The sequence below is a fragment of the Micromonospora globbae genome (genome assembly GCF_003610785.1).
Classification (GTDB): domain Bacteria; phylum Actinomycetota; class Actinomycetes; order Mycobacteriales; family Micromonosporaceae; genus Micromonospora; species Micromonospora globbae.
This window is the reverse complement of record NZ_RAQQ01000003.1, coordinates 200,991-213,431: the sequence shown is the minus strand read 5'-3', so window position 1 is coordinate 213,431 and position 12,441 is coordinate 200,991. Positions and strand designations below refer to the sequence as shown.

13 protein-coding genes are annotated in these 12,441 nt (G+C 74.1%); all 13 read right to left on the bottom strand.

The genetic code is table 11. From position 1 onward, the window contains the following. Nucleotides 1-57 precede the first annotated feature (57 nt). Entirely contained in the window at nt 58-477 is a 420-nt protein-coding gene (locus tag D7I43_RS05370) for a TraR/DksA family transcriptional regulator (protein WP_120327259.1), read from the bottom strand. 226 nt (nt 478-703) lie between these two features. Then, the gene (locus D7I43_RS05365; protein WP_120327258.1) at nt 704-2,203 is read right to left on the bottom strand and encodes a potassium/proton antiporter; all 1,500 of its coding nucleotides are present in this window, start codon (nt 2,201-2,203) and stop codon (nt 704-706) included. A 22-nt stretch (nt 2,204-2,225) separates the two neighbouring features. Then, the gene (locus D7I43_RS05360) at nt 2,226-2,531 is read right to left on the bottom strand and encodes a DUF167 domain-containing protein (protein ID WP_120327257.1); all 306 of its coding nucleotides are present in this window, start codon (nt 2,529-2,531) and stop codon (nt 2,226-2,228) included. Between the two features lie 11 nt (nt 2,532-2,542). Continuing rightward, the gene (locus D7I43_RS05355; RefSeq protein ID WP_120327256.1) at nt 2,543-3,181 is read right to left on the bottom strand and encodes a hypothetical protein; all 639 of its coding nucleotides are present in this window, start codon (nt 3,179-3,181) and stop codon (nt 2,543-2,545) included. Nucleotides 3,182-3,257: 76 nt separating this feature from the next. Beyond that, nucleotides 3,258-4,058 (bottom strand): DivIVA domain-containing protein, encoded by an 801-nt coding sequence (locus D7I43_RS05350; RefSeq protein ID WP_120327255.1) that lies wholly within the window; start codon nt 4,056-4,058, stop codon nt 3,258-3,260. Nucleotides 4,059-4,099: 41 nt separating this feature from the next. Next, nucleotides 4,100-4,405 carry a YggT family protein gene (locus tag D7I43_RS05345; RefSeq protein WP_120327254.1) on the bottom strand — a complete coding sequence of 102 codons (306 nt, stop codon included), beginning with the start codon at nt 4,403-4,405 and terminating at the stop codon, nt 4,100-4,102. Nucleotides 4,406-4,433: 28 nt separating this feature from the next. Next, nucleotides 4,434-5,123 (bottom strand): cell division protein SepF, encoded by a 690-nt coding sequence (locus D7I43_RS05340; RefSeq protein WP_120327253.1) that lies wholly within the window; start codon nt 5,121-5,123, stop codon nt 4,434-4,436. A gap of 192 nt (nt 5,124-5,315) precedes the next feature. Further along, entirely contained in the window at nt 5,316-6,059 is a 744-nt protein-coding gene (locus tag D7I43_RS05335) for a YggS family pyridoxal phosphate-dependent enzyme (protein WP_120327252.1), read from the bottom strand. A 9-nt stretch (nt 6,060-6,068) separates the two neighbouring features. Then, on the bottom strand, nt 6,069-7,184 hold the full coding sequence (gene ftsZ / locus D7I43_RS05330) for a cell division protein FtsZ (protein WP_120327251.1): 1,116 nt from the start codon (nt 7,182-7,184) through the stop codon (nt 6,069-6,071). 255 nt (nt 7,185-7,439) lie between these two features. Beyond that, on the bottom strand, nt 7,440-8,258 hold the full coding sequence (locus D7I43_RS05325) for a cell division protein FtsQ/DivIB (protein ID WP_120327250.1): 819 nt from the start codon (nt 8,256-8,258) through the stop codon (nt 7,440-7,442). Continuing rightward, nucleotides 8,255-9,748: a UDP-N-acetylmuramate--L-alanine ligase gene (gene murC / locus D7I43_RS05320; protein WP_120327249.1), complete on the bottom strand. Its 1,494-nt coding sequence runs from the start codon at nt 9,746-9,748 to the stop codon at nt 8,255-8,257. The genes D7I43_RS05325 and murC overlap by 4 nt, the downstream gene beginning before the upstream one ends. Continuing rightward, complete coding sequence (murG, locus tag D7I43_RS05315) at nt 9,745-10,851, bottom strand: undecaprenyldiphospho-muramoylpentapeptide beta-N-acetylglucosaminyltransferase (protein WP_120327248.1); 1,107 nt, start codon at nt 10,849-10,851, stop codon at nt 9,745-9,747. Before murG ends, murC begins: the two co-directional genes overlap by 4 nt. Then, nucleotides 10,851-12,302, bottom strand: coding sequence for an FtsW/RodA/SpoVE family cell cycle protein (locus D7I43_RS05310; RefSeq protein ID WP_120327247.1), 1,452 nt, complete (start codon nt 12,300-12,302; stop codon nt 10,851-10,853). The genes murG and D7I43_RS05310 overlap by 1 nt, the downstream gene beginning before the upstream one ends. Nucleotides 12,303-12,441 lie beyond the last annotated feature (139 nt).

The window sequence follows — 12,441 nt, the reverse complement described above, 5'->3', positions numbered from 1 at the left end:
CCCATCGACACTCGGCGGTGATCGCTCACCGTCTTCCTCGCCGCCGGGGAGCGGACCTCAGCGCCGCTCCTCCAGCTGCTTGCAGGTCACGCAGAGGGTGGCCGACGGGAAGGCGGCGAGCCGCTCCACCGGGATCGGGTTGCCGCACCGCTCGCACCAGCCGTAGTTGCCCTCGTCGAGGCGCTCCAACGCCCGCTCGACCTGCGTGATCCGCTCCAGGATGCTGTTGGCGAGGGAGATCTCCTGCTCCCGCTCGAACGTCTTGGTGCCCGTGTCGGCCTGGTCGTCCCCGGCCGAGTCGGTCAGACGGTCGCGCTGAAGCTCGGTGATCTCGCTCAGCGTCTGATCGTACTCGGCGCGGAGTTCGTCCCGCCGCGCCGCCAGCGCCGCACGGATCTTCTCGGTCTCGGCCGCGCTGCGGGTCGGCTTCGCCACCGCCTTGCGGCCGGCGGTCCTGGTGTCGGCTGGCTTCGCCATCGTCGCTCCCTCGGCCGGAAAGCCGCGGCGGTCCGCGGCACCTGGACAGGGGGAGCCGAACACGGGCGTCCCCCAGGTACGAAAAGGGGCGCGCGGCGACGACCGCCGCGCACTCCGGAGGTTGGCAAGAATACGGAACGTACAGGCGTCCGACAACGTGCCGCACCGACGCACCGCTATTCAGCCCCAAGCCCCACCTAACTGGGGCAAAAGGAACGCTAGCAGATCAACCGTCCCGATCATCGCCGTACTCGCCAAACCACCGGGCCAGGCGGCCCCGCCGGCTGACCGCCCGCAACCGCCGCTCCGCCTCGTCGCGGGCGCCACCGGTGGCCACGATGAGCAGGTTGTCGCCGGTCTTCAGCCGGGTGTCCGGGCCCGGCACGAACCCGACCCCGTCGCGCAGGACCAGCGTGACCACCGCCCCCTGCGGCAGCCGCAGCTCGTCGACGTGCACCCCGGCCAGCCGGGACCCGGCCGGCACCTCGAGCTGGAGCAGGTCCGCCCGCATCCGCTCCAACGGCGCCGTCTCGACGTGCACCTCCGCGGCCTCGGCCGGCGCGGTCACGCCGAGCCGCCGGGCCACCGGCGCGAGCGTCGTCGTCTGGACCAGCGTGAAGATCACCACCAGTACGAACACCGCGTCGAAGAGCCGGTCGGCGCCGGGCACCCGCTCGGACAGCGGGATGGTGGCCAGCACGATCGGCACCGCGCCGCGCAGCCCGGCCCACGAGAGGAACGCCTGTTCCCGCGGGCCGACCGCGAACGGCAGCGCGGAGACCGCCACCGACAGGGGACGCGCCGCGAGCACGAGCGCCAACCCGGTCACCACCGCCGGGACGACCGCCGCGTCCAGCCGGCCGGGCGAGGCCAGCAGCCCGAGCAGCACGAACAGGCCGATCTGGGCCAGCCAGGCCAGCCCGTCGGCGAAACCGAGGATCGCGCGCCGGTGCGGCAGCCGCGCGTTGCCGAGCAGCACCCCGGCGACGTAGACCGCGAGGAAGCCCGAGGCGTGCAGCACGGCCCCGGCGGCGTACGCCAGCACGGTGAAGCCGACGACCGCGATCGGGTACAGCCCCGCCGACGGCAGCGCCGCCCGGCGCAGCGCCCAGCGGCCCGCGACGCCGGCGACGGCGCCGACCGCGGCGCCGAGCGTCAGTTCGTAGCCGACCAGCAGCACCTCGTACCACCACGGGTGCCCGGCGCCGTGCCGGGAGAGCAGCACGACGAGCAGCACCACGGGGGCGTCGTTCATGCCGGACTCGGCCTCCAGGGTGGCCACGAGCCGGGGCGGCAGGCGCAGCCGGCGGAGCGTGGCGAACACCGCCGCCGCGTCGGTCGACGAGAGCACCGCGCCGTACAGGAGGGCCAGCCGCCAGTCCAGGCCGAGCAGGAGGTGGACGGCGACGCCGACCACGACGATGCTCACCACCACGCCGACGGTGGCGAGCGCGGCCGAGAGCCCGAGCACCGGACGCAGCGTGCTCCACCGCGCCGTGAGCCCGCCCTCGGCGATGATCACGATGAGCGCGCAGAAGCCCAGCGTGCGGGTGAGGTCGGCGTCGTCGAAGTCGATTCCCAGCCCGGCCTCGCCGATCGCCACGCCGAGGGCCAGGTAGACGAGGAGGCTGGGCACGCCGAGCCGGGTCGAGAGCCGGACGGCGCCGACGGCCACCAGCAGCACGGCCGCGCCGACCAGCAGCGCGAGATCCAGCCCGGGCGTCATGGATGCCTGGCCCGGGCAGTCCTCACTCGCCGGATCCGTCGCGCAGCCGGCGCAGCGCCGCGGACACCTCGGGACCGGGCCGCTCGATGAGGAAGAGCTTGTCGCGGCTGGCGGCGCCGGACCGCAGGGAGACCGCGGCCGGCCGGACGCCGAGCGCGCCCGCGAGCGCCCGCCGGGCGGCCTCGGTGGCCCGCCCGTCGACGGCCGGCGCGTTCACGGCGACGACCAGCGCCGGCCCGTGCGGGCCGTCGAAGCGGCCACCGACCCGGGCCCGGGCGGAGCCCGGCTTCACCCGGACCGCCACCGTGAGTGTGTCGTCCGTGGACACCGCGACCCCGCTCAATCCGGGCGCGCGTCGGTGAGCAGGGCCGTGGCCGGCGCGCACCGCGCGCAGGGAGTGAAGCCCAACTCGACCGCCTCGGCCACCGGCAGTGGTTCGTGCTCCCGCCCCACGAGGTGGGGGCAGCTGGCCAGGTGGTAGCGGGGACGACCGTCCACCACCCGGACCTCGTCCGGCAGGTCGGCCACCCGCAGCGCCTCCGCGGGCGTCACCGACTGCGCGCCGGGCTCGTCGTCGTACGCCTCCGCGGCCCCTCCCGTCGACGGGGCCGACCCGTCGCCGGCGGGCGGACCCGACTCGTCGGCGGCCGACGGGGCGGGCGGTTGCCGCCACCCGCCACCGGTGCCGACGGTCGGTGGAACGTGCTGGACCGGGATGTCGGGCTCGGCCAGCGGCGGACCGTACGCGGCCCCGGCCGGGTCGGCCATGGGGACGTCGTCCGGCTTCCGCTGCCCGGGCCGGCCGGTGCCCGCCGTCGCCCGGCCGGCGGCCGCCTGGCGGGCGCCCACCACCAACGCGACGGCGGCCAGCAGACTGGCCGCGATGGAGATGACCAACATGAGGCTGGAGCCGCCGGCCAGGCCGAGCACCAGCAGCACCACGGCGACGAGGATGAGCAGGAGACTGGCGACTAGCACGGCTCACCCCCGCCGCGTCGGACCGTCCAGGGGGCGGTCGGCGACCGTCTGTCGAGCGACGGCCGCCGACCGGAGATCAGCGACCGGACTCGAGGGCGCCGGAGCGACCGCCACCGTAGGAGCCGGCGAGACCGGCGGTGGCCAGACCGTTGCCACCGGCGACCCGGCCGGCCTCGGACCGGCTCATCTCGGCCTCCAGGCCCTGGCCGCGGCCGTCGAGGTCACGCAGCTGGCTCTCCAGGTACGCCTTGAGCCGGGTGCGGTACTCCCGCTCGAACTGCTTGAGCTCCTCGATGTGCTTCTGCAGCGCGGTGCGCTTGGCGTCGAGACCGCCCATGGCCTCCTGGTGCCGCTGCCGGGCGTCCCGCTCCAGCGCGTCGGCCTTCGCCCGCGCCTCGCGGGTGACCTCCTCGGCCTTGGAGCGGGCCTCGGCGAGCAGCTGGTCGGCCTCCCGCCGGGCGTCGGACACGTGGTCGTCGGCGGTGCGCTGGGCCATCATCAGCACCCGCAGCGCCTGCTGCTCGCCGTCACCGGCGACGGCGGCGCCACCGGCGGCGCGGACCTGCTCCAGCTCGGCCTGCATCGCGCGGGCGGCCTGCTCGGCCGCGGCCTTGTCGCGCTGGACCCGGTCGAGCTGGGCCTTGAGGTCGTTGAGCTCCGCCGCGAGGCGGGCGTCACCGCCGGGGCCGGCGGGGGCACCGCCACGGCCGCCGCGCTCCACCTGGGCGCGCAGCTCGTTGTTCTCCTCGATGAGACGGGCGAGCTCGCGCTCGACCTCGTCCAGGAAGGCGTCGACCTCCTCCTCGTCATACCCCCGCTTGCCGATCGGCGGCTTTTTGAAGGCGACGTTGTGGACGTCGGCCGGGGTCAGCGGCATCGAAACTCCTCGGGTCAGTTGCGGCCGCGAAAGCGCGCTGGTCAGGCAAAGGCCAGGATCAGGCGCCTAAACACGAACTCCATCAGCACGAACAGGATAACCAGGAGCACAAGCGAGGCCAGGTCGACGCTCACGGTACCAATTCGCAGTGGTGGGATCACACGCCTCAACGCGCGCAGGGGCGGATCAGTGACGCTCCACACGACTTCGAGTCCGGCCGAGGCGCCCCGCCCCGGTTGCCAGCGCCGACCGTAGGCCAGGACCGCGCTGAGGACAAATCGGGCCAGCAGGGCGAGCAGGAACACGTAGAGGACCAGGTAGACCACCTGGAGCACGATCGACAACACGACAGGCGACGTCCCTCGGTCGGGCGGGTCAACTCAGACTGAAAAAGCCGCCCTCAGCGATCTTGGCCTTGTCCTCCGCGGTGACCTGGACGTTGGCCGGTGAGAGCAGGAACACCCGATTGGTCACGCGCTCGATCGTACCCCGCAGCCCGAACGCCAGCCCGGCGGCGAAGTCGACAAGACGACGGGCGTCCGCCTCGTCCATCTCCGTGAGGTTGATGATCACCGGCACGCCGTCCCGGAAGTGCTCACCGATGGTCCGCGCCTCGCGGTACGTGGTCGGGTGCAGCGTCGTGATCTGGTAGCGCTGCTCCTCGTCGGCGGCGACCGTACGCTCCCGCGGCGGCGCCTGCGGCGCGAGGGCGAGGTTGTCGCGCGTGTGGTAGGTCAGCGCGCCCGACGGCTCACCGGTCGAGCGGGTGATCGACCGGACGCTGGAGCGCTCCGCGCGCTCCGACCGCTCCGGCTCGGCCCGCTCCGTGTCGGCGGCGCGGCTGCTCGTACGCTCACCGAGCCGGCCGCGCTCCCCCAGCCGGGGCCGCGGCGCCGGCGCCTCCTCGGCGTCGTCCTCGTCGTCGGCGAACTCCTCGGCGTACCGGCTCTGCCGGTACCGCGAGTCCCGGTAGCCACCCTTGTCGTAGCCACCGTCCTCGTAGGCCCGCTCGTCGTCCTCTTCGACCAGACCGAGCCAGACCCCCGCCTTGCGCAGTGCACCCATCCCGCGCCCTTCCATCCGCCGTGCGGCACGCGCCCCCGTGAAGTGTCGCCTGTCGCGAGTGGACTCTTTCTGCCCACCGGACCGGAACGGCAATCCACCCGGCACGCGATTCGCGTCGCGCGCCACGACCCCCGACGCCGGGATGCCGTTCCTGAAACAACACCGATGTGATTCGCTTCTTCCGCGGTCAGGCTACCGCAGCGTGGGGCGCATTCCGAGCAACGCGCTACCGACGCGGACATGTGTCGCGCCGTATCTGATCGCGATCTCCAGATCACCGCTCATTCCCGCGGAGAGCGCCGTCGCGTCGGGATGGGCGGCGCGGACCCGCGCGGCCACCTCGGCCAGCCGGGCGAAGGCCCGCTCCGGTTCCCAGCCCAGCGGCGCCACCGCCATGAGGCCCGCCAGCCGCAGCGCGGGCGCCGCCGCGACCGCCTCGGCCACCGGGTCCAGCCCCACGTCCGGATCGGACGAGTCGGGCAACGCACCGCCCCGCGCCGGGTCGCCGTCGATGCTCACCTGCACCAGCGCCGTGAGCGGCCGGTCCCGGCCGGCCGCCGCGGCGTCCAGGGCCCGCGCCAGACGGACGCTGTCCACCGAGTGCACGGCGTCGGCGTAGCGCACCACGGAACGGGCCTTGTTGCGCTGGAGGCGCCCGATGAAGTGCCAGCGCGGCGTCACCCCGGCCGCCGCCACCTCCGCGGCCTTCCCGGCCGCCTCCTGATCGCGGTTCTCCCCCACGTCGGTCACACCGAGGTCGGCGAGCGCCACCACGTCGGAGGCCGGGTACGTCTTCGTGACCGCGATCATGGTGACCTCGGCGCGGTCCCGCCCGGCCGCGGCGCAGGCGTCCGCGATCCGGGCGCGGACCCGGGCCAGGCCCGCCGCGAGTTCGGCACGGCGGTCCGGCCGTACCGTGGTCGAGCTGTCGGTCATCGGCGGCGCTCAGGACCCGTTCTTGAGGAAGTCGGGCACGTCGACGTCGTCGAAGAGCACGCGCCGGGGCGACTGCTGCGGCGGCGGCATCGTCGCCGGCGGGGTGACCGGCGGGTTCTGCGGCGTCGGCTGGTTCTGGTTGGTCTTGCGCGCCGGCTCGGCCGCCTTGTACGCGGGCGCCCCGCCGTCGAAGCCCGCCGCGATCACCGTGACCCGCACCTCGTCGCCGAGTGCGTCGTCGATGACCGCGCCGAAGATGATGTTCGCGTCCGGGTGGGCCGCGTCGGTGACCAGCTGGGCCGCGTCGTTGATCTCGAACAGGCCGAGGTCCGATCCGCCGGCGATGGAGAGCAGCACGCCGCGCGCGCCGTCCATGCTCTGCTCCAGCAGCGGGCTGGAGATGGCCGCCTCGGCCGCCTCCACGGCGCGGTTCTCGCCCCGCGCGCTGCCGATGCCCATGAGCGCGCTGCCCGCCCCGCTCATGACGCTCTTCACGTCGGCGAAGTCCAGGTTGATCAGACCGGGCGTGGTGATCAGGTCGGTGATGCCCTGGACACCGGAGAGGAGCACCTGGTCGGCGGTGCGGAACGCGTCCATCATGCTGATGTTGCGGTCGCCGAGCGCCAGCAGCCGGTCGTTGGGGATGACGATCAGCGTGTCGCACTGGTTGCGCAGCTCGTCGATCCCGGCCTCCGCCTGCACCTGGCGGCGCTTGCCCTCGAACGAGAACGGCCGGGTCACCACACCGATGGTCAGCGCGCCGAGCTTGCGGGCGATGTTGGCCACCACGGGCGCGCCGCCGGTGCCGGTGCCGCCGCCCTCGCCGCAGGTCACGAAGACCATGTCGGCGCCCTTGAGCACCTCCTCGATCTCGTCGCGGTGGTCCTCGGCGGCGTTCTTGCCGACGTCCGGGTTGGCGCCGGCGCCGAGCCCGCGGGTCAGCTCCCGGCCGACGTCGAGCTTGACGTCGGCGTCGCTCATCAGCAGCGCCTGCGCATCGGTGTTGATCGCGATGAACTCGACGCCCTTGAGCCCAACCTCGATCATGCGGTTGACGGCGTTCACGCCGCCGCCACCGATGCCGACGACCTTGATGACCGCCAGGTAGTTGTGCGGAGGTGTCATCTGAAGGTCCTTTCCCCCTCGAGATTGGCATGGGCCGGCCCCACACGGCTTGGCCAGGTCAGCGGTCGACGTGGACTGTGTCCGCGAGGACGAGGGACGAACCCTCACCCTCTACTAGAGGCTTACAGTTATGTCAACCACTGATCCTCTTCGGGGCAACGTAAGCGCCGCCGCCCCATGAGCCAAGGACCTACCCGGCGTGTCGCCGCCCGGAGCGGGACGGCTCACGTCGCGCGGGCCGGCGACAGCGCCCCGTCACCGGAACGTCACGACGTCCGGGGCGCTCACGTCGATCGTCCTGGCCCGCTCCCCGAGCAGCGCCGTCGCCACCCGGGCCTTGTCCTCGCCCCGCGACGAGTCGCCCCAGACGACCGTCCGGTCACCACGCAGCCGCAGCTTGACCAGGGCCAGACTCTCCACGCTCACGTCGAGCAGGGCGGAACGCAGCTCCGGGGTGAGGGCGTCGAGCACCGCCACGGCGGCGCGGGTGCCCGGGTCGTCCGGGCCGGGCCGGTCCACCCGCACCAGCGGAAGGTCGTCCGGTCGCTGGTCCAGGGTGCGGAAGACGGTGCCGCTCGCGTCGATCACGACGAACTGCTCGCCCCGCGGCACGACGGCCACCGGCGTACGCTCCACCACCCGGACCACCAGCGCGTCCGGCCAGTCGCGCGTCACCGTGGCCCGCTCCACCGGCGCCAGCCGGCCGATCCGCCGGGCCGTGTCGGCCAGGTCCACCTTGGCCAGCGGGATCCCGTCCGGCACCCCGGCGGCGTCGCGCACCTCCACCGGCGTCACCAGCTCGGCGCCCTCCACCCGCACCTCGCGCACCCCGAACAGCCCGGTGCCCAGGACGACCCAGGCGACCAGCCCCGCGAGAGCGAGGATCCCGGCCGCGACCGCCCAGGGCAGCGCGGCCCGCATCCGGCGCTGACGGGCCCGGCGCATGAACCGCCGGGTGGAGGCGGGCACCGCGTCGCTGCCCGCCCGGACCAGCTGCCAGCGGCGGGCGCCCGGCCCGCGCCGACCGGCCGCCTCGGCGCCGGTGGTCCGTCCGCGCGCGGGGCCCGGGCTCATCCGGCCGCGGGTGCCGTGCCGTCCGGGGTCACGGCGCCACCACCGGCCGGGACGCCGGCACCGGTGGCGCCCTCCGCCCGGGCCAGCAGGGCGTCGAGCAGTTGGTCACCCATCAGCGAGATCGGCGGAGCGCCCATCGTCACCACCACGTCGCCAGGCCGCGCCCGCCGGGCCACCTCCACGGGCGCCGCGTCCCAGGAGTCGACGAAGACCTTCCGGTCGGCGGGCAGCGGCACGGCCTCGACGAGCGCCGCCGAGCCCTCGCCGGGCTGGCGGAGCTCGCCCGGGCCGAAGACCTCCAGCAGCACCAGCTCGTCGGCGATCGCCAGCGCCTCCGCGATCTCCGCCTGCAGGTCCCGCGTGCGGTAGAGCCGGTAGGGCTGGAACACCACGATGAGCCGGCCGTCGCCGGCCACCTCGCGCAGCGTCCGCAGCGCGAGCGTCATCGAGGTCGGGTGGTAGGCGTACTCGTCGTACACCAGCACGTCGTCGGCGACGCCCTTGCGCTCGAAGCGCCGGCGTACGCCGGGGAACGCGGCCAGCGCGGCCTCCGCCGCCTCCAGCGGCAGGTCCAGCAGGTACGCGGCGAGCACCGCCGAGGCGCTGTTGAGCCCCATGTGCCGCCCCGGCACCGGGAGGCGGAACTCGCCCAGCGACCGCCCGTCGATGGCGGCGAGGTACCGCACGCCCTGCGCCGACGAGGTGATCTCGGTCAGCCGCAGGTCGGCGTCGGCGGACTCGCCGTACGTGTGGACGCGGCGGCCCTCGGCCCGCAGCGTCTCGGCCAGCCGCCGCCCACCCGCGTCGTCGGCGCAGGTGATGATGAACCCGTCCGGGTCGGTGAGGCGGGCGAACTCGGCGAAGGTGGCCTCCAGGTTGGCCAGGTCGCCGTAGGTGTTGAGGTGGTCCGCCTCGATGTTCGTGATGATCGAGACGTAGGGGCGGTAGATCAGGAACGAGCGGTCGCTCTCGTCGGCCTCCACCACGAAGTACTCGCCGGTGCCGTGGTGGGCGCCCGAGCCGACCTCGGAGATCTCACCGCCGATCACGAACGACGGGTCGGTGCCGGCCTGCTGGAGCACCATGGTCACCATCGAGGTGGTCGTGGTCTTGCCGTGGGTGCCCGCGACCGCCACCGTCCGGCGGCCGGTCATCGCCGCGGCGAGTGCCTCGGAGCGGTGCAGCACCCGCAGGCCACGGCGGCGCGCCTCGACCATCTCCAGGTGGTCCTGCGGAATGGCCGACGAGTAGACCACGGTGTCCACGCCGTCGAGGTTGGTTGCCTCGTGGCTCATGTGGATCGTGCCGCCGAGCGCGCGCAGCCCGGCCAGCGACGGCCACTCGCGCAGCTCGCTGCCGGAGACCGGCAGGCCCCGCGTGAGGAAGAGGCGGGCGAGCCCGCTCATGCCGACGCCGCCCACCCCGATGAGGTGGATGGTGCCGAGGTCCTCGGCGGTGAGGGTGCCGGCCGGGGTGAACTGCGCGGTCATCGGGCCACCGCCTCGTAGACGAAGTTCAGCAGCGCCACGTCGCCGTCGCGCCGCCCGTACGCGGCCGCGGCCGCCCCCATGGCGGCCAGCCGGTGCGGGTCGCGGATGAGCGGGATGACGGTCTGTTCGACCCAGGCCGGGGTCAGCTCGGAGTCGTCGACGAGCAGCCCGCCACCGGCCTCCACGACGGGCAGCGCGTTGCGCTTCTGCTCCTGGTTGCTGTGCGGGTACGGCACGTAGATGGTGGGCAGCCCGATGGCGGCCACCTCGGCGCAGGTCATCGCGCCGCCCCGGCCGACCATGAGGTCTGCGGCGGCGTAGCCCAGCTCCATCTCGGACAGGTACGGCAGGGTCACGTACGGCACGGGCAGGTCGGTGGGGACCGGCACGGGCTCGTTGCGGGCGCCCATCACGTGCAGCACCTGCACGCCGTTGCGGGCCAGCTCCTTGGCCGCGCCGGCCACGGCGAGGTTGATGGAGCGGGCGCCCTGCGAGCCGCCGGCCACGAAGAGCACCGGCAGGTCGGGGCGGAGCCCGAAGCGGGCGCGGGCGGCGTCGCGCATCGCGGCCCGGTCGAGCCCGGCGATGCCGCGCCGCAGCGGCACGCCCACCACCCGGGCGTCGCGCAGCGCCTCGGCCTGCGTCGGCTGGTGCGGGAAGCCCACCGCCACGTGCTTGGTGAACTTCATCCCGAGCCGGTTCGCCACGCCCGGCGGCACGTTCACCTCGTGGATCACGATGGGCAGCTCCCGCCGCCACGCGGCGAGGTAGGCCGGCACCGAGACGTACCCCCCGAAGCCGACCACCACGTCGGCCCGCACCTCGTCGATCACCTTGCCGGCGGCGCGGGCCGCCGTCCACATCCGGCCCGGCGTGCGGATCAGGTTCATGTTGATCGAGCGGGGCAGCTGGTAGGCGGGGATCTGCCGCAGGTCGTAGCCCTGCGGCGGGATCAGCTCGTTCTCCAGACCGCGGGGTGTGCCGAGACAGGTGATCCGGACGCCGGGGTCGTGTCGGCGCAGGCAGTCGGCGAAGGCGAGCAACGGGTAGATGTGTCCCCCGGTGCCACCTCCCGCGAGCACCACCGAACGCAGCGGACCCATCAGCGTCTCCTCTCGCTCGCCGTCCCGCCCCGCGCCCGGGTCTGCCGGGCGCCGCGGGGTGCGGCCTGGCCGTCCTCCCGCCGCTCCCGCGCCCGGGGCACGGGGCCCTGGGCGCCCGCGGGCGCCGCCGCGCGGCGGCGCCGCCCGGGAAGCGGCGGCAACGGGGCCCAGAGTAGTCGGACCCACCGGGCCGGCGGACGGGCATGCAACGCTCTGGCCGCATCGGGTTCGGCCCGCGCGAAGGAGGCCAGCATGCCGACCGCCGCGAGCGTGACGACCAGGGCGCTTCCGCCGTCGGAGATGAACGGCAGCGGCAGGCCGGTGATCGGCAGCAGGCCGACGACGCCACCGATGTTGATCACAGCCTGGCTGACGAGCCAGGTGGTCACGGCGGCGGCCGCGAGCCGGCGGAACGGGTCCTCGACCCGGCGGGCGATCCGCAGCCCGCTGTACGCGAGCACGGCGAACAGCGTGAGCACCACGGCGCAGCCGACCACCCCCAGCTCCTCGGCGATGATCGCGAAGATGAAGTCGTTGTGCGCCTCGGGCAGCCAGTTCCACTTGAGGCTGCTCTTGCCGAGCCCCACCCCGAACCAGCCGCCGTGCTCGATGGCCAACCGCCCCTGGTAGAGCTGCCAGCAGGGATCACCGCACTGGTCGGGCGGCGACGGGTTCAGGAAGTTCGTGAGCCGGGCGAGCCGGTAGTTCTCCGCGTCCTTCTCGCCGGAGCCGGCGCCGATCGAGGCGACCGCGATGAGCAGGCCGATGCCGGCCAGCCCGGCGACCGAGAGCGCGCCGAACACCCGCATCCGCACGCCGGCCGCCCAGAGCAGCCCCACCACGAGCGCCAGCATGCAGATCATGGTGCCGAGGTCGTTGTAGCCGACCAGCACGAACAGCAGGCCGACCACGGGGAACAGCGGGGTCGCCAGCTCGCGCCACCAGCCGAGCGCCGCGCCCTTGCGGGCGATCACGTGGGCGCCCCACAGCACCAGCGCGAACTTGGCCAGCTCGGAGGGCTGCACCTGGATCCCGCCGATGAACAGCCACAGCAGCCGCGCCTCGACCGGCCCGATCCGCGCCGACTCCTCCCCGGTCACGCGGGCCCACGCCACCAGCAGGTTGAGCACGAGCAGCAGCGCGATGGCGACGAGCATCAGCGGCCGGCCCAGGGCCCGGTAGGTGCGGGCGGGCAGCCGCTGGCAGGCCCAGAACGCGATGACGCCGATCACCGCGAAGATCGCCTGCTTGACCACCGACGCGGTGGCGTCGCCGTCCTCGGCGTAGTCCCGCACGCTGGTCGCCGAGAAGACCATGGTGAGGCCGATCAGCAGCAGCAGGCCGGCGCTGGACAGCAGCAGGTAGTAGGAGGCCAGCGGGCGGTCCAGCAGGCCGCGCAGCGCCGCCAGCCCGCCGGCCGCGTCCAGACCGCGCAGCGGCGTCCCTGGCACGCCCGGATCGTCCGGCGCGCGCGGCGGCGTGCCCGCCTCGGGCGTACGACCACCGCCCGGCGTCCGCCGGGGCCGGGTCCGGATGGTGCCGTCGGTTCCTCGTCCCTCCCCCACCCGGACATCATGGCGGCTGCGCCGG